We start from the raw sequence: 16,943 nt of genomic DNA, 5'->3' as shown, positions 1-16,943 counted from the left end.
CGTGCTCGGGCTAGACTCCGCCTCCGCCCGCGCGGACTGCGGGTCGTCATAACGCCAATGAGCGCTGCTGCATCCGACCTCGCCCCGTCCGTCGTTACCGACATCCGCCCCGGCGCACGCACGCCGTTGCGCGAGCACGTCGCTGTTTCGATCCGCCGCTTCCTGCGCGACCTCGACGGTTGCGACACCTGCGATCTCTACGAGGTCGCGCTGCGCGAACTCGAGATCCCGCTGTTCCAGGAAGTGCTGCGTCATTGCGACGGCAACCAGAGCCGCGCCGCGCAGTTGCTCGGCATCCACCGCGCGACGCTGCGGAAGAAGTTGCGCGAATACGGGTTAGCGCAGGGCTGAGGTCGAGTCCGTTGGATCCTGCGTTCGACGTCGATCGGAACGTCGACCACTGCCATTCCATTGCGGCATGAGCGCCGGCGTGTGCAACGCGGCGGATGCGGCGGCCGCGAAGCACCGGGCGCGCCGAGGCCGGCCGGTATAATTCGCGCTTCCCCACGTCGCACGAAACCGCCATGACCGCTGCCCCGAACGGCCCGTCGGTGAAGCTCCGCCGCGCCCTGCTGTCCGTCTCCGACAAGGCCGGTCTGCTGCCGCTCGCACAGGCGCTCGCGCGCCACGGTGTCGAACTCGTCTCCACCGGCGGTACCGCGAAAGCGCTGCGCGATGCGGGCCTCGCGGTGCGCGACGTGAGCGAGCTCACCGGCTTTCCGGAAATGATGGACGGCCGCGTCAAAACGCTGCATCCGATCGTGCACGGCGGCCTGCTCGGTCGCGCCGGCACTGACGACGCGGTGATGGCGCAGCACGGCATCGGCGCGATCGACCTGCTCGTGCTGAACCTCTATCCGTTCGAGAAGGTTTCGATCGATCCGTCGTCGACGATGGACGACATCATCGAGAACATCGACATCGGCGGCCCGGCGATGCTGCGTTCGGCGGCGAAGAATTTCGCGCGCGTCACCGTGGCGACCGACCCGACGCAGTACGGCGCGATCGTCGCCGAACTCGACGCGAACGACGGTACGCTGTCGGCCGCGACGCGTTTCGCGCTCGCGGTCGCTGCATTCAATCGCGTGTCGCAGTACGACGCACGCATCAGCGATTATCTGTCGTCGATCAGCAGCATCGGCGACGACGGCCGCGCCGCGCTGTCGCCGTTCCCGCAGCAGGTCAATTCGAACTTCATCAAGGTGATGGACCTGCGCTACGGCGAGAATCCACACCAGCAGGGCGCGTTCTACCGCGACCTGTGGCCGGTGCCGGGCACGCTCGCGACGTTCACGCAGCTACAGGGCAAGGAACTCTCGTACAACAACCTGGCCGACGCGGACGCCGCGTGGGAATGCGTGCGCCAGTTCGAGAACACGGCCTGCGTGATCGTGAAGCACGCGAATCCCTGCGGTGTCGCCGAAGGCGCCAACTGCGCCGACACGTACGAGGCGGCCTACGCCACCGATCCCACGTCCGCGTTCGGCGGCATCATCGCCTTCAACCGCAAGCTCGATGGCGCGACGGCGAAGACCATCCTCGACCGCCAGTTCGTCGAAGTGCTGATCGCACCGGATTACGATGACGACGCGCTCGCCTACGCGAAGAAGAAGGCGAACGTGCGCGTGCTGCGCATTCCGCACGGCGATGGCCGCAACAACATGGACGTCAAGCGCGTCGGCTCGGGTCTGCTGATGCAGACGGCCGACATCCGCGAGGTCACGCGCGACGAGCTCAAGGTCGTCACCAACATCGCGCCGACCGACGCGCAAATGGCCGACCTGCTGTTCGCATGGCGCGTCGCCAAGTTCGTAAAGTCCAACGCGATCGTCTACGCGAAGGATCACCGCACCGTCGGCGCCGGCGCCGGGCAGATGAGCCGCGTGTACTCCGCGCGCATCGCGGGCATCAAGGCGAACGACGCCGGCCTCGTCGTGCCGGGCTCGGTCATGGCGTCCGACGCGTTCTTCCCGTTCCGCGACGGCATCGACGCGGCGGCGGAGGCCGGCATCAAGGCGGTGATCCAGCCCGGCGGCTCAATGCGCGACGCGGAAGTGATCGCCGCGGCCGACGAGCACGGGCTGGCGATGGTGTTCACGGGCGTCCGCCACTTCCGCCACTGACGCCGGCTTCGCGCGGCCCCCGGACACTCCGCGCATGCATCGGGTTTCCTTTCTCCTCCTGTTCGCGACCGCAGGCGCCGCGGTCGCGGCGCCGCGCACGCCTCCCCCGCCGCCCGCCGACCCGGTGGTCTCCGACCGCGACGTGGTGCGCGTGCTCGCGGTCGACTACGAGCACGAGACGCCGCGCATCAAGGGCGACTGGAAAGGCGCGGGCGACGACGCCTCGTCGACGCGCCGCATCTGCCTCGACTCGGGCGCGCAGACGCGCGAGCGCCGCGTCGCGGTCTGCACCTCGCCGTCCGCGACGTCGGCGGCTGCACCCAGCATCGACCTGTTCGTGCTCCGCGCGGGCGCCACGCGTCGCGACCCGGCGCAGCTGCGCACGCGGTATCGCGGCATTTCCGCGCGCGGCGTGGATGCGCGCATGGGCGACGTCGGCTTCCTTGCGCTCGGGCCGGCCGACACCGGCTTCGTGATCACCCGGCACGACGCCACGGCGATGCCGCGTCGCGCCACGCTGACGTTGTACGCGGAAATCAGCGGCGAACTGCGCGACCTGCTGATGCTGACGTCGGTCGTCACCAACCGCGGCGCGTGCATGCCGGCGACCTCGCGCGGCTGTCGAAAGCGCCTGCTCGAGCTCGAGTGCACGCTGCAGGCCGATGCATCGCACGTCGAGAACGGCTTCTACCCGCTGCAGCTGCAGGTGAGCGGCACGCGCCACGGCGATGACGTCGAACGCACGATCCCGATTCCGCGCGACGCCTACGGCTATCGCGTGTCGGCGCGCGACCTGCGCAACCGCGGTTGCGACGTCAGCGACTGACGAGCGAGCAGCGCGGGCCGCGGCGCGTCCCGTAAACTGCTGCGTCCCCCGAAATCGATTCGCGCATGAAGATCCTCGTCATCGGCTCCGGCGGCCGCGAGCACGCGCTCGCTTGGAAGCTCGCGCAGTCCGCCCGCGTCTCCGAGGTGCTGGTCGCGCCCGGCAACGCCGGCACGGCGCGCGAAGCCAAGTGCCGCAACATCGACGTCAAGGCGACGGATCTCGACGGCCTGCTCGGCGTCGTCGAGCGCGAAGGCATTTCGGTCACCGTGGTCGGCCCGGAAGGGCCGCTCGTCGCAGGCGTGGTCGACCGCTTCCGCGCCGCGAACCATCGCATCTTCGGCCCGACCGCCGCGGCCGCGCAGCTGGAAGGCAGCAAGGCGTTCGCGAAGGATTTCCTCGCGCGCCACGGCATTCCCACCGCGCATTACGCGGTGCACACCGACGTCGACGCCGCGCTCGCCTACGTGCGCGAGAAGGGCGCGCCGATCGTGATCAAGGCCGACGGCCTCGCGGCCGGCAAGGGCGTGATCGTCGCGATGACGCTCGACGAAGCCGAAGCCGCGGTGCGCGACATGCTCGCCGGCAACGCGTTCGGCGATGCGGGCTCGCGCGTCGTCATCGAGGAGTTCCTCGACGGCGAGGAAGCCAGCTTCATCTCGATGGTCGACGGCCGCACCGCGCTGCCGATGGCGACCAGCCAGGACCACAAGCGCGTCGGCGACGGCGACACCGGCCCGAACACCGGCGGCATGGGCGCCTATTCGCCTGCACCGGTGGTAACGCCCGACGTGCATGCACGCGTGATGCGCGAGATCGTCGAACCCACCGTGCGCGGCATGGCGGCCGATGGCGTCGAGTTCACCGGCTTCCTCTACGCCGGCCTCATGATCGACGTGCACGGTGCGCCCAAGGTCATCGAATTCAACGTGCGCTTCGGCGATCCGGAAACGCAGCCGGTGATGCTGCGCCTGCAATCCGATCTCGTCGATCTCATCGAAGCGGGCATCGCGGGCCGACTCGATGCCGTGCAGGCGGAGTGGGATCCGCGTGCGTCGCTCGGCGTGGTGATGGCGGCGGCGAACTATCCCGACACGCCGCGCACCGGCGACGTCATCAACCAGTGGGACGTACCGGACGAAGAGCCGGGCGCGAAGGTCTTCCACGCGGGCACCAAGCTGGTCGGCGAACACGTCGAAACGGCAGGTGGGCGCGTGCTGTGCGCATGCGCGCTCGGCAATACCGTCGCCGAAGCGCAGCAGCGTGCGTACGCGCTCGTGGCGGGGATCTCGTGGGACGGCGAATTCCACCGCCACGACATCGGCTGGCGCGCGATCGAACGCGAGCGCGCGGCGCGCTGAATCAGTCCGCCGTCACCGCGGCGGATACGAGCGGAAGACGCAACTCGAACGTCGAGCCGAGGCCAGGACCCGCGCTGGACGCCGTGAGCGTGCCGCCGTGCAACTGCGCCAGGCTGCGCGCGAGTGCGAGACCGATGCCGAGGCCGCCATGTTCGCGCTCCGGCGTCGCTTCCGCCTGCTCGAACAGCCCGAACACCCGCGCGAGCAGCGCGTCATCCATGCCGACGCCGGTGTCCTGCAGGCGCACCACGGCCTGATCGCCTTCGACGCGAACATCGACGTTCACCTTGCCACCCGACGGCGTGTACTTCGCCGCGTTGTTGAGCAGGTTGGTGAGGATCTGCGTCAGGCGCACGGGATCGGCGTCGAGCGTGACGCCGTCGCTGCGGTCGTCGACCGTGAGGTGATGGTTGCGACGCGCCATCAGCGGCTGCGTCTGTTCGATCGCACCCGCCACCACGTCGGACAACCGCACCGTGCGCTTCTGCAGCGCCGACAGGCCGCGCGTCACGCGCGAAACGTCGATCAGGTCTTCGACCAGGTTGCGCATGTGCGTGGACTGGCGGTCGATGATCTCCGCCGCCTGCCGCACCGTGGCTTCGCGCTCCGGCGCCATGCGCAGCAGCTGCACTGCGGTGACGATGGGCGCGAGCGGATTGCGCAGCTCGTGCGCGAGCGTCGCGAGGAACTGGTCCTTCTGGCGATCGGCGACGCGCAACGCGTTCTCGCTGCGCTCGAGCGCCTGCTGCGTGCGCTTGAGATCGTCGATTTCGGTGCAGGTGCCCATCCAGCGCACGATGGCGCCGGCGTCGTCGCGCACGGGCAGTGCGCGGCCCAACACCCACTGGTAGACGCCGTTGCGATCGCGCAGGCGGTATTCGACCTCGTACGGGTCGCCCGTCGCGAGGCTGTGGCGCCAGCGCGCCCACGCGCGCGGCTGGTCCTCGGGATGGACCATGCCGGCCCAGGCTTCGCCGTCGGTCGAACCGACCGGCACGCCGGTGAAGTCGTACCAGCGCTGGTTGTAGTAGTCGTGATAGCCGTCCGGCAGCGTCGACCAGATCATCTGCGGCACGAGGTCGGCGATCGTGCGGAAGCGTGCTTCGCTGTCGCGCGCAGCGGCGAGCGCCGTCTCGCGATCGGTAACGTCGGCGCCCTGCACGAAGATCGCGTCGATCTGGGCGCTGGCGCCGCGAATGGGCTGGTAGATGAAGTCGACGAAGCGCGTGACGGGCCCGCGCTCGCCGTCGATGATCACCACCGGCACGCCCCGCCCCACGAACGGCTCGCCGCTGGCGCGCACCTGATCGAGCAGCGCGATGAAGCCCTGCTCTTCCACCTCGGGGACCACTTCGAGCAGCGTCCGGCCGACCAGCCCGGACTTGCCGACAAGCGCTTCGTAGGCGGCGTTCGCGCGCTCGAAGCGGTATTCCGGGCCGACCAGTACCGCCATGAATCCCGGCGCCTGCTCGAGCAGGTCATCCACAAAGTCCAGCTGCGTACTGAGCCGCTCGTTGGTGCGCTGCACCACCGCCGCGCGCGACAGCACACCCTCTTCTGCCTGCTCCTGGGTCAGCCCCGTGGCCTCGCGCGCGCGCCGCAGCTCCTCGCGTAGGTGCTGCACTTCGGTGACGTCGGTGGTGTGCTGCATCACCGCCACCACCGCGCCGGACTCGTCGCGGATTGGCGTGTGCGTCGCACTCCAGTAGCGCATGTCGGTGACGGGGCCGTTCGGCGTGTCGACCGTGATCGCGTACGGAATCAGCGCGAGCACGTCGCGCTCGCCCGTCTCGAACGCGCGCGCCAGCGAGCGGCGCAGCACGCTGGCCTGCGACGAGCCGTCGTCGTTGGCCGAGCCGGGGACCAACTCGAAGAGGCCGCGCCCGATCAGCTGCTCACGCGACAGGCCGGTGAGCAGCTCGTAGGCCCGGTTCGCTTCGATGTAACGGAACTCGCGATCCAACACCATGTAGGCGTTGGTCGAGTTCTGGAACAGCGCGTCGAAGCGGATGGCCACGGACGGTCCGGTGGCGGCAGGAGCCGACAGTATGAACGTGTCGGCCCATCAACGGGATTAACGTCTCCGGAGCGCGCTCGACGGCCGATGCGCGGCCGGGCATCGGCGCCCGCCAAAGCTGCCGCTCGGCGTGCGGGACGACCGGGCGCTCCGTCCCGTCCTTCGCCGCCGCGGCCCCGCAGAAAAGTCGTTGTCGGTGACCGCGCTCTTGAGGGTTCGCGGGGTGATGTCGCAGCCCCCGCGGATGTGCCCGTGGGCGAGCCGTTTCACCGCGCCTGCAATCGCGCCGGATGTCCTCACTTTCGGGCGCCGAAGGCACACAAGACGGGCGGGTCAGCCGCCGCTCGTTCCGCCACGCACGGCATGACCGTCCCGGCGTCGGCGCGTGCCCCCGAACCCGCCTCGCGTGGCTCCCGCGTCCGACCTCCGCCACGCTACGGCTGGCGATCGCGTACGACGACCGACGTTCGATTCATCGCAACGCCGGCTGCCCCGCGCCGGCGAATGTTTCGCGTGCGCGCCGAATGATCGACTCGCGAGGCGAAGCGCCGGCGTCCGGGCCGTCCGCGAACGGTCGTCGGCCAGAGATCGTGGGCGGCGCGTCGTGTTCTTCCGTGTCCGCGATGAGGCGCGCGCGACCGGCGATCGCGTCCTCCTGTTTATCGAATGTCAGGCGCAATGCGCCCGCACTGCCCACGAAGATGACCTCGAACGCGTAGCGCTTTGCTCGCGTGCATGCCACGGGGCCGACGGCTGCGACGTGCCGTGTGTTGATGTCATAACCGTTGAGTTCGATCACGACGTCCCGGCAGCGCGCCCTGCGCTCCGGCCCCCGCCGCGCTGGCGCCACGCCTGCATGTCGACGACACGGCCCGGCGCAGCCAGTGCGACCTGCGGCGCCACGCGAGCGGGTGCGGGCAGCTGGGGGTCGTCCGGCAGAGACGGCCAGCCCTCGTTGTTCGCACGACTCCAGGCCGCGGTGTCCAGCGCGTTGAGCGCCGTCTCGCCCGCATCGGGAAACAGATGGGTAGTGGTCATGGCGCGATCCCGCTTCGGCGCGATTCGCGTCACACCCACCGTCCTCCCCATCCCGTTACGTGCATGCGACGGGCCCCTGCCGTCACACCCCCGGCATCCGAATGCGCGGAGGGTGGTGCCGTGGTTCCCTCCCGGCCACAGCACCCGACGGGGTGTCAGAGGGAGAAGGCAGTAGAAGGGCCCCGGCTCGTCCGGGGCTTTTTTGCTCACCGCATCGTCATCTGCGGATGTGGGAGGGCTTATGCGTTTCGATCTCTACGGCCGCGCCGATGGGCGCTGCGTCCTCGTCCCGACGGTCCTTCCGCACCCGATCGCGCTCGCGCGCGAAGGCCCGCTCTACGCGATCGGTTCCGTTGTACTTTCGTTCGCTGCGCTTTCGCCCGAGCTCAGTTATTCCATCGCACTCACCGGCTTCGGCATCGCGGGCGACGACGACGATGCCCTGATCGACATCGCCATCCGCAACGAAGCGGTGGCCGCATTGATCGTCGCGAACGCGGCCTCCGAGGCGGATCGCCCGCGGCTTCAGTAGCCGCCGAAACTCCCGGCCGCACCCGGGAACACCACCGGACTCTCCGTGCCGTCCTTCGCCACCGCGGCCACGCCGAAGAAGTAGTTGTCGATGACCACGTTCTTGAGCGTGAACTGGGTGACGTCGCCGACCCAGCGCGAATGCGTCCACTGCGGATCGGTGGTGAGGCGCCAGTAGACCTTGTAGCCCGCGAGGTTCGGCGCCTGCTTGGCGCTGGGGCGCGACCACTTGAGCGTGGTGTCTGCCGTGACCGCGCCTTCGATCTTGACGTCCGCCGCCGGCGGCGGCGCCCAGGCCATGCCGGCCAGGCTCACCGCGTTGAGCGCGGTCAGCTTGGCCGCGTAGCCGAAGTCGACGCCCTCGATCACGTCGCCGTACTGGCGGCCGTTCTCGGTGCGCAGATCCTGGTGCTGGCGGTCGTAGTTCTCGTTGGTCTCCATGACGCGCACGCCCGGATAGCCCGCCTCGTTGAACGGGCGGTGGTGACCGCCGCGGCCGAAGCGGTCGAGGCGATAGACCATCATCACATCGAGGTTGGGCACGTAGTCAGCCATGCGGTCGATGTAGCGGCCGAGGTTGCGCGACGGCGAATCCAGCTCGCCGCCCTCGAAGCGACGCTGCTTCGCCTCGTCCGCGGTCTCGACGATGCGCACGCCTTCGGAGAACACGCGCGCCGTGGTGTTGTCGACCACGCCATTGATGCCCGATGAATTGCCGATCATGTCGTTGTTGAGTTCGGCCTCGAGGCGCCAGCCGTTCTTCTTCGCCTCGGCCGCGACGAACTTGCCGCCGAACAGGCCCTGGTCCTCACCCGACAGCGCGCCGTACACGATCGACGCCGGAAATTTGTACTTCGTCAGCACACGCGCCGCTTCGATCGTGCCCGCCATGCCCGACGCATTGTCATTCGCGCCCGGCGCATCGGCCGTCGCGTTCATCACGTCGGTCACGCGCGAATCGATGTCGCCGCTCATCATCACGTAGCGGTTCGGATCGCTCGTGCCGCGCTGGATCGCGATCACGCTGATCACCTTGAGCGGCCCCGGAATGCGCGGCTCGCCCTGCACCGTGCCTTCGACGTAGCGCACGTCGAGGCAGCCGCCGCAGTCCTTCGAGATCTTCTCGAACTCCGCATGGATCCACCGCGTCGCCGCGCCGATGCCGCGCGTGTCCGACGTCTGGTCCGACAGCGTGTGCCGCGTGCCGAAGGAGACGAGCTTGCGGACGTCGGCTTCGATGCGCGCCGCGGAGGGGGCGGTGGCGATGTCGTAGAGCTTGGGGTTGCCGGCGGGCGGTTGTGGCGCGTCGGCGGCGAAGGCGGGAGCAGCGAGCGTCAGGGCGAGCGTGAGGGCGTGGCGGCGCATGGGACGGGTGGCTTGCGGACGATTGCCCCAGCGTAGCCGTGCAGGCGCCCGCGTGCTGCGACGACCACCACGCGCTCCACACAGGGGCGGCGCGAGAGTCCGCCCACCGCCGCTGGAGCCGCCCGCATGTCGCCCACCGTCCGTGGATTCCTGATCGGCGTCGTCACCGTCGCCGCCGTCGCAGGCGCGGCGGCCTACGCCTACGTCGGCGCCGGCCTCTATCCGATCGGTGCGGACGTTCCGCACGCACCGCTGACCCTGCACATGATCGACCGCCTGCGCGACAGCGCGACCGAGCGCGCGGCACAGAGCGTGCGCGTACCCGCCAACCTCGACGACGCGTCGATGGTGGCGAGCGGCGCCCGCGAGTACGCCGAGGAATGCACGGGCTGCCACCTCGCGCCCGATCAGACACACAGCGCATTGCGCGCCGGTCTGTACCCGCAGCCGCCGGATCTCGGCCACGAAGGCATCGACAACGATGCCGAGGCGTTCTGGATCATCAAGCACGGGATCAAGATGAGCGCGATGCCCGCGTGGGGCCGCACCCACAGCGACCCGCAGCTGTGGTCGCTGGTGGCGTTCCTGCGCAAGGTGCCCAACATGACGCCCGCGCAGTACCACGTGCTCGCCGGCGACGACAAAGCACTCGCGCCCGACGTCCCGGCTCACTGACCGTCACTCGCGTCAGCCCGCGAGCCCGAGCAGACGCGACGCCGCAAAGATCAGTCCGCCCACCAACGCACCTACGGCCGTGCCGTTGTAGCGGATGAACTGCAGGTCGCTGCCGACCGCCAGCTCCAGCTCGCGCGTCATCTCCTCGGCGTTCCAGCGACGGATGCGGTCGACGATGAAGCGACGGATCGCATCGCGATGCTCGTCGATCAGCGGCTCGACCGTCTCGCGCACGCTGGACGACACCCAGTCGCGCAGGTCGGCATCCTCGAGCAGACGTTCGCCGACCGCGTGCAGGCCCTGCGCGACGCGCGTTGCGATGACCGAATCATCGCGCGCCGCATCCTCATCGACCCAACGCACGAGGTCGGCGAGCAGCGAGCGCACGTAAGCGAGGAAGTCGTCGCTGTCGAGCAGGCGATCGCGAAACGCATCGACCTCGGCGCGCAAACGTTCGTCGGTGCGCAAGCGCGCGGCGAATCCCTGCACCTGCGTTTCGATGTACTGGCGCAGTTCGTGGTCCGGATCTTCCGCCATCTCGCCGATCAGCTCGATGCCCGCCGAGATCAGGCGGTTCGACGCGTACTCGTCGGCGCCCAGCCAGCGCAGCACGCGGCCGACCTCGCGCGCCACGCGGCGCTTCACCTCGTCCTGCACCGACGGCGACTGCAGCTTGTCCGACAGGAAACGCAGCACGTCGGTAACCAGCGCCTGATGGCGGCCGTCCGCGGTGAACCGCTCGATGCCGAGCGCGGCCAGACCGGACAGATCGAGGCTGCGCAACCGTTCGCGCGACATGTCGTGCGCGAAGCGCAGCAGGCGCTCGTCCGACAGCACGTCGAGCACGCGGGCAAGCCCGCGTGCCACCGCACGCCCCACCGCGCGCGACGTGTCCGCCTCCGTCAGCCGACGCGCGAGCGCCGCACCGATGTCGACCTCGCGCAGCTTCTCCGCCACCTGCTCGCGCCCGAGGAAATGATTCGCGATGAAGTCCGCCAGGCTCTCGCCGATGGCGTCCTTGCGCGTGGGGATGATCGCCGTGTGCGGAATCCAGCGCTGGCCCAGCGGATGGCGGAACAGGGCGACGACGGCGAACCAGTCGGCGAGCCCGCCGACGAGCGCGGCTTCGGCCATGGCGGCGAGAAGCGCGAGCGACCAGTGATGCAGGTGCTGCTCGGTGATGCGGGCGGCGAGGAGGACGAGTGCGGCGAACACCAGCAGCGCCGCGGCGATGCGCTTGCGGCTGTTTAGGGCGGCGATGCGCGGGTCAATAAGCGTGTCGGACAAGATCCAGGTTACCGCGGTGGCCGGAGGCTTATCAGCGAGGCCTGCTCAGCGACAAGATCCATGACTAATCGACGTTCTTTTTGGCGCAACTCTGCGCGCCCTGTCATGACATCTCCATTTCGTCTCATACGGAGCTTCGACGCGGGCACGTCCACGAACATCGAGATCGCAACGTGATGGAATGCATAGCAACCTACTCGTCCGAGTCCGCTTCCTCAGCCGCGTTAACGGACAGGTCTCCGATAAAGGGAAGCAGGTTCATCGAGTCCATCTTCCGATCAATCCAGTCGGAAACGCGTGCCTCCGATATGCCCGCAAGCGTACTTGACCATCCCTGCATTTGAAGCTTTTGCGCTAGCTCAATTGGCCAGAACTTCATACTCATCTGCACGATATCCGCGTTCAGCGCGGCAGCAGCGTCCAGAGTCTTGTTCGTCCGGGGCAAGCGATCCACGACGATGATTGTCTTCGAGTACGTCTTCTTGCCCTGTTGATTAATCTCGGCCGTGAACCGCGACAGCTTGTCTTTTGATATCTCCGAATTTCCAGGTCCGATGAAACCGATGTCGAAACGGACAATTTTACCTGGAGCCACTACGGCGGTCGCATCGCACTCGCGCGTGTCTGCACTATCGGACAGCCAGAACGCTCCCGCCCGCGTCACGCTCTTCTTTTCTCCCCGCGGCACTAGCGTGAACCCAAGTAGCGTCAATGCACTGCCTAAAACTAGGCGTTCGAAGAGCTTCCCGTACATCGACTTGTCTGACCCCCGTACGCTCAACGTCTGAGCGCCGATCGCAGTACTCAAGCGAACAAAATCAGTCCAATCGAACGTGACTTCGGCGCCCTCACGCCAGATCGTAAATGCGTATTCGCCTAGCGACTGTTCGACCTTTAAGGCCGACTCCGCCAGCACCTCATCAAGTCGGGCTACATACTGCTCCAAGTTATCGGAGCTACCACGCAAGACGTTCTGAACCGACTTGTTAGTTAGCCCGAGAAACCATTGGGCAGTGATGTAAGCCGGATGGGTACGATTCTTCTTCGCGATGGCGTCCCTTGCCGCATCGAAGAATCGTTCGGAAAAATCATCCGCGCCGTCGTGCAGACTGACAAATTGAGCCACGAGTGCAGCATTGAGTTGAGTAATTCGGGCTCGCGTAAGGAACTCTGTCTGAGTTCGAACGTTCTCTCCCTTTAGGATGCCAGCCACCGCCTCGCGCGCCGCCTCCTGACCGATGCGCTTAATGAACTCACGCCCCGACCCAGATAAGAGAGCAACGGCGGACGAGGGAAATGCCTCCAACAACTCGGTCATCAGATCAGTCCTTCTGAAGCGGGCGATGTAATGTTGAGCAGAAGCACTTCTTTAAACCGCTTGCCAAGCCACTGTTGCGCGCTATCGCGTATCCACGTTGCGTACTTTTCGTTGTTATCAAAGAGAACGAAGCGTCGATCCAACTTCACTGCGGCCGCACCCGATGTCCCGCTGCCAGCAAACGGGTCGAGCACAACGTCTCCCTTGAATGAATAGTAGCGAATTACCTTCTCCGCCAGCTCCATAGGAAAGGGAGCAGGATGTGGCGAGCGCGTATTCGGTTGTATGCGCCAGACGTTCGTCTTCTCATATCCGTCCCCAATCTTCGATGCGGCGACCAGATCACGGTCCGGGTGATTGCGAATATGCCAGTCAATCAGTCGCTGACTCTTTTTCCGGTACACCAGCACATACTCGGTGACCGGCACAGCCTTGTACTGCAGCGGATTACGATCGGCCGCAAAACGCCGGCCGCGTCCAGTGGCCCATCCCGCGCCCTCGGGTTTCACCCAGATGATGTCGTCGACGAATTCGAAGCCGCACTCTATGAATAGACCATGCAGATCGAAGGGAACTGCAATCCGCTTCGAAGATTCGTTACGGCTCGCCCGCCGAAGCAGAACGGGCGAGGTATTCATGACAAAAAAGCGACCTTCTCTAAGGACGCGCTCTGCCGCTCGAATGACTGACTTCATGAAGAGCAAGTAGCTTTGGTACTCGTCATATTCGCTGTACTGAGGACGAGCGTTGAAGTAGGGCGGCGAAGTGAAGACCAGGTCGACCGACTCAGCTGGCATTCCCGCCATCAACTCAACGCAGTCACCTAGCCCGATGGTGTTTCGCAGCTGCGAAACCTCGTACGTCGCTTTACTCCTTCCGCTCGAAGCGGCAGCCTCGGCCTTCTTCAGCAGGCGGGCCTCAATAATTTCAGGCCGTGTGGTCTTGTCGACGATGACCTCGCCCGTGTATGCATCGATGACAATCTCACCTAACACTTCGGATCCCCGTTGCTTCTTAAGAGGGACCCGCCACACGTGGTACCGGTCGTCAACTTCCGGCAAGCCATACCTTGTGATTTGGCTCAACTGGAACTCACCCAGCCAGTTGGTAGCAACGCATTTGGCCTCGCTCGTGCTCGTAATGACATATGCACGACGCGTTGCTACTGTTGACTTCGATCTAGGCACAACACACCCAATGAATACCGTTTGACGGAGAGAAGGATATTTGCTGATCAGCTTACCGCGTGGCTAATTGTTTAGCCGCCTTATTCGACTAGTGTCACGCGTCGTCGAGCATGCGCGCGGATACCGACTTGGCGGGCTGCACGACTCGAGCTCGCACTTCGTAGCCAGGTGCCATGCGAGGCGCCACAAATAGTCGTGTCGATGCGATCTCAGACTTGGATGCGAGTTCACGGGCGGTTCTCGGGCAAGCGGAGTGTATCGAGGCGGCTTGCAGCACCGGCAGGCCGAACGGAAGATCCGAATTCTTCGCCCTATGACCGCGGCCGCTAAGCCGCTTTGTGGCGTCGGTTCGAGCACCGGGCTCTAACCAAACGCAGTCGATGTCCGATAGCTGCTCGAGGCCCTGCTCGGCTAGTACAACTGAGCAGCGCGCGCAGCGTGGATACTAGGGCCCGCCCGCTAACATGTCGCATGACCTCCCCCCTCGAATTCACCGATCTCCCCCTCGACCCCGCCCTCTTCGCCGGCCTCGACGCCCTCGGCCACGTGCAGATGACGCCCGTGCAGGCGCAGAGCCTGCCGGCGCTGATCGAGGGGCGCGATGTGATCGCGCAAGCGCCGACGGGCAGCGGCAAGACGGTCGCGTTCGGGCTCGGGTTGCTGCACCGCATCGACGCGTCGCGCATCGAGGTGCAGGCGCTGGTGCTCTGCCCCACGCGCGAGCTGGCCGAGCAGGTGGCGCGGCAGGTGCGCAAGCTCGCGACGGGCGTGCCCAACCTCAAGCTGCTCACGCTCACCGGCGGCGTGGCACTGGCGCCGCAGCTGGCGTCGCTGGATCAGCACGCGCCGCACGTGATCGTCGGCACGCCCGGCCGCGTGCAGGAGCTGCTGCGCAAGAAGGCGCTGAAGCTGCGCGACGTGCGCGTGCTGGTGCTCGACGAAGCCGACCGCATGCTCGACATGGGCTTCGAGGAACAGATCCGCGAGATCGTCGCGGCGACGCCGCGCACGCGGCAGACGCTGCTGTTCTCGGCGACGTTCCCCGACGCGATCCGCGCGGTGGCGCAGGCGACGATGCGCGAGCCGGTGGAGGTGAGCGTCGAGGCGCACGTCGACCAGCCGGCGATCGAGCAGCGGTTCGTCGAGGTGGAACCCGCGCAGAAGACGGCTGCGCTCGCCGGTGCGCTGCTCGCGCACCACGACGGCCGCGCGGTGGTGTTCTGCAACATGCGGCGCGATGCGGATGAAGTCGCGTCGTCGCTCGCGCACCTGGGCTTCGATGCGCTCGCGCTCCACGGCGATCTGGAACAGCGCGACCGCGAGGAAGTGCTGGTGCGCTTCGCCAACGGCAGTTGCGACGTGCTGGTGGCCAGCGACGTCGCCGCGCGCGGGCTGGACATCGAGGATCTCGGCCTGGTCGTCAATTACGACGTGCCGAGCGACGCCGATACGTACACGCATCGCATCGGCCGCACCGGGCGCGCGGGGCGTGGCGGCGTCGCCCTGACGCTGTGCACGGGCCGCGAACGTTCGCGCCTGGCGGCGATCGAAACCGCGCTCGGCATCGAGGCCGTGCTGCGCAAGCCGACGCTCGCGCCGCTGCGCAATGGCGTCGGCCGGCATGCGGCCATGCGCACGCTGCGCATCGACGGCGGTCGCACCGACAAGCTGCGCCCCGGCGACATCGTCGGCGCGCTCACCGGTGAGGCGGGCCTGCCCGCCACCGCGATCGGGAAGATCGATGTGTTTCCGACGCGCAGTTATGTCGCGGTGCGTCGCGAGGACGTCGCGCGCGCGCTGTCGCGCCTGCAGGAAGGCCGCATCAAGGCCAAGCGCTTTCGCGTGCGTCGCCTGTGAGCGAGGCGACGCGCATCTGGGTCGACGCGGACGCCTGCCCGGGCGTGATCCGCGACATCCTCGTGCGGGCTGCGAACCGGGCGAAGGTCGAGACGATCTTCGTCGCGAACCAGTGGATCAAGTTGCCGACGTCGCCGTGGCTGCGCGCGATCCAGGTGCCGCAGGGGCCGGACGTGGCCGATGACGAGATCGCGGCGCACGTGCGTGCCGGCGACCTGGTGGTGACGCAGGACATCCCGCTCGCGGCGAAGGTGATCGAAGCGGGTGCGACCGCGATCAACCCGCGCGGCGAGCCGTACACGAAGGACACGATTTCCGAGCGGCTGTCGATCCGCAACTTCATGGACGAGCTGCGCGGTTCGGGTGTGCAGACGGGCGGGCCCGCGCCGTTCCATGCGCGCGATCGGCAGACGTTCGCAGCGGGCGTTGATCGCTGGCTGGCGCGACGTCCGCCACCGGCCGCGCCGACACCCTGACTCGACGCGTCAGGCGATCAGTTCGGCGAGCTGCGCGCTGCCGGCGATCAGCAGCCCGATCAGCGGCGTGCAGGCGGCCATCGCCCATGGCGTGCGCAGCGGCGACACGCCGGCCTGCGCGAGCAGCGCACCGAGGAAAACGCCCGGGAACAGCTGCAGCGCGATCGCGATGCCGCTGCCGAGCGCGAGGCCCATCAATGCGGTCATGCCGCTGATCGCCGCGGCGGTCACGAGCGGCGACACCGCGTCGGAGGCGGCGATGGGGTGGAGCTCGGCGTCGAGAAAGCGCATGGGCGTAGGGTCACCCGTCGCCCGGTGCAGGCCGCGTGAGCTGCGCCTGTTCAGGGAGCGCTCGCACTGTCGAGTGCAGCGGCCGTCACGCTGGCCGGCGCGCGCCGGAAGAGGTTGATCGCGAACAGCAGCAGGGCGAGTAGCGCGAGTACCGAGCCGCTTCCGACCACCGGGCCGGCCCACGCCGTGCCCGCGATCGACCCGTAGATGCCGATCGGCAGCAGCACGCCACCGAGCGCATGCGACACGTAGTGCGCGGTGACGAGCCGGCCGGCGAGGTCGGGACGTGCGTTGTAGAACAGGCCGGCGACCATCATCAGCACGCCGCCGACGAGATTCAGGTGCGCGTGCACCGGTGCATAGGTGAAGTCGTGGCGTCCGCCCATCACCATGCCCATGACGATGCCCACGAGCAGCAGCACGACGCCCGTGCGCAGGAACAGCATGCCCTTCATCGGAGATCCCCCGTCGCGCGCGATGGCGCGCCACGGATCATCCGTGCCTGCGAGGCAGCAGCGGGCGCCGCCCATCGGCCCGTGCCACGCCGCGGGGGACGTGGTCACGGGCACATCGAGGGACATCGGCCCGCCC

At 67.4% G+C, this 16,943-nt stretch carries 17 protein-coding genes; 8 read left to right on the top strand and 9 right to left on the bottom strand.

The genetic code is table 11. The features are described 5' to 3' along the window. The first annotated feature begins 57 nt into the window (after positions 1–57). The 4 genes from fis to purD all read left to right on the top strand — a co-directional run bounded on the left by fis (position 58) and on the right by purD (position 4,310). Positions 58–351, top strand: coding sequence for a DNA-binding transcriptional regulator Fis (fis, locus tag EVS83_RS02955; RefSeq protein WP_133499428.1), 294 nt, complete (start codon positions 58–60; stop codon positions 349–351). A gap of 173 nt (positions 352–524) precedes the next feature. Continuing rightward, positions 525–2,123 carry a bifunctional phosphoribosylaminoimidazolecarboxamide formyltransferase/IMP cyclohydrolase gene (gene purH, locus EVS83_RS02950; RefSeq protein WP_133499426.1) on the top strand — a complete coding sequence of 533 codons (1,599 nt, stop codon included), beginning with the start codon at positions 525–527 and terminating at the stop codon, positions 2,121–2,123. Between the two features lie 34 nt (positions 2,124–2,157). Next, the gene (locus tag EVS83_RS02945; protein ID WP_133499424.1) at positions 2,158–2,949 is read left to right on the top strand and encodes a hypothetical protein; all 792 of its coding nucleotides are present in this window, start codon (positions 2,158–2,160) and stop codon (positions 2,947–2,949) included. Positions 2,950–3,014: 65 nt separating this feature from the next. Then, positions 3,015–4,310 (top strand): phosphoribosylamine--glycine ligase, encoded by a 1,296-nt coding sequence (purD, locus tag EVS83_RS02940; RefSeq protein WP_133499422.1) that lies wholly within the window; start codon positions 3,015–3,017, stop codon positions 4,308–4,310. Position 4,311: 1 nt separating this feature from the next. On the opposite strand, the gene EVS83_RS02935 is transcribed toward purD, so the two are convergent. From EVS83_RS02935 to EVS83_RS02925, 3 genes are all read right to left on the bottom strand, one after another. Further along, positions 4,312–6,327, bottom strand: coding sequence for a PAS domain-containing sensor histidine kinase (locus tag EVS83_RS02935; protein WP_133499420.1), 2,016 nt, complete (start codon positions 6,325–6,327; stop codon positions 4,312–4,314). A gap of 472 nt (positions 6,328–6,799) precedes the next feature. Then, positions 6,800–7,126: a hypothetical protein gene (locus tag EVS83_RS02930; protein ID WP_133499418.1), complete on the bottom strand. Its 327-nt coding sequence runs from the start codon at positions 7,124–7,126 to the stop codon at positions 6,800–6,802. Further along, the gene (locus EVS83_RS02925; protein ID WP_133499416.1) at positions 7,123–7,365 is read right to left on the bottom strand and encodes a hypothetical protein; all 243 of its coding nucleotides are present in this window, start codon (positions 7,363–7,365) and stop codon (positions 7,123–7,125) included. The genes EVS83_RS02930 and EVS83_RS02925 overlap by 4 nt, the downstream gene beginning before the upstream one ends. Positions 7,366–7,606: 241 nt before the next feature. Between EVS83_RS02925 and EVS83_RS02920 the strand changes: the two genes are divergently transcribed. After that, positions 7,607–7,897 carry a hypothetical protein gene (locus tag EVS83_RS02920; protein WP_133499414.1) on the top strand — a complete coding sequence of 97 codons (291 nt, stop codon included), beginning with the start codon at positions 7,607–7,609 and terminating at the stop codon, positions 7,895–7,897. Here EVS83_RS02920 and EVS83_RS02915 read toward each other — a convergent pair. Further along, on the bottom strand, positions 7,891–9,261 hold the full coding sequence (locus tag EVS83_RS02915; RefSeq protein ID WP_133499412.1) for a M28 family metallopeptidase: 1,371 nt from the start codon (positions 9,259–9,261) through the stop codon (positions 7,891–7,893). The genes EVS83_RS02920 and EVS83_RS02915 overlap by 7 nt on opposite strands. A 126-nt stretch (positions 9,262–9,387) precedes the next feature. Between EVS83_RS02915 and EVS83_RS02910 the strand changes: the two genes are divergently transcribed. Then, on the top strand, positions 9,388–9,936 hold the full coding sequence (locus tag EVS83_RS02910; RefSeq protein ID WP_133499410.1) for a c-type cytochrome: 549 nt from the start codon (positions 9,388–9,390) through the stop codon (positions 9,934–9,936). A 12-nt stretch (positions 9,937–9,948) separates the two neighbouring features. On the opposite strand, the gene EVS83_RS02905 is transcribed toward EVS83_RS02910, so the two are convergent. The 3 genes from EVS83_RS02905 to EVS83_RS02895 all read right to left on the bottom strand — a co-directional run bounded on the left by EVS83_RS02905 (position 9,949) and on the right by EVS83_RS02895 (position 13,626). Further along, positions 9,949–11,223 (bottom strand): DUF445 domain-containing protein, encoded by a 1,275-nt coding sequence (locus EVS83_RS02905; protein WP_133499408.1) that lies wholly within the window; start codon positions 11,221–11,223, stop codon positions 9,949–9,951. A 193-nt stretch (positions 11,224–11,416) separates the two neighbouring features. Beyond that, positions 11,417–12,541 (bottom strand): CfrBI family restriction endonuclease, encoded by a 1,125-nt coding sequence (locus EVS83_RS02900; RefSeq protein WP_133499406.1) that lies wholly within the window; start codon positions 12,539–12,541, stop codon positions 11,417–11,419. Further along, positions 12,541–13,626 (bottom strand): DNA-methyltransferase, encoded by a 1,086-nt coding sequence (locus EVS83_RS02895; RefSeq protein ID WP_208108670.1) that lies wholly within the window; start codon positions 13,624–13,626, stop codon positions 12,541–12,543. The genes EVS83_RS02900 and EVS83_RS02895 overlap by 1 nt, the downstream gene beginning before the upstream one ends. Before the next feature lie 573 nt (positions 13,627–14,199). Here EVS83_RS02895 and dbpA point away from each other — a divergent pair. Together dbpA and EVS83_RS02885 are read left to right on the top strand one after the other, a co-directional pair. Beyond that, positions 14,200–15,585 (top strand): ATP-dependent RNA helicase DbpA, encoded by a 1,386-nt coding sequence (dbpA, locus tag EVS83_RS02890; RefSeq protein ID WP_133499402.1) that lies wholly within the window; start codon positions 14,200–14,202, stop codon positions 15,583–15,585. Beyond that, entirely contained in the window at positions 15,582–16,061 is a 480-nt protein-coding gene (locus tag EVS83_RS02885) for a YaiI/YqxD family protein (RefSeq protein ID WP_133499400.1), read from the top strand. Before dbpA ends, EVS83_RS02885 begins: the two co-directional genes overlap by 4 nt. Before the next feature lie 9 nt (positions 16,062–16,070). On the opposite strand, the gene EVS83_RS02880 is transcribed toward EVS83_RS02885, so the two are convergent. Continuing rightward, a complete protein-coding gene (locus tag EVS83_RS02880; protein WP_133499398.1) occupies positions 16,071–16,352 on the bottom strand; it encodes a hypothetical protein in 282 nt (93 codons plus the stop codon). A 50-nt stretch (positions 16,353–16,402) separates the two neighbouring features. Next, the gene (locus EVS83_RS02875) at positions 16,403–16,915 is read right to left on the bottom strand and encodes a hypothetical protein (protein WP_166636777.1); all 513 of its coding nucleotides are present in this window, start codon (positions 16,913–16,915) and stop codon (positions 16,403–16,405) included. Positions 16,916–16,943: the final 28 nt, after the last annotated feature.

Source organism: Cognatilysobacter terrigena, assembly GCF_004361065.1.
GTDB lineage: Bacteria > Pseudomonadota > Gammaproteobacteria > Xanthomonadales > Xanthomonadaceae > Cognatilysobacter > Cognatilysobacter terrigena.
This window is presented reverse-complemented; position numbering and strand designations above follow the sequence as displayed.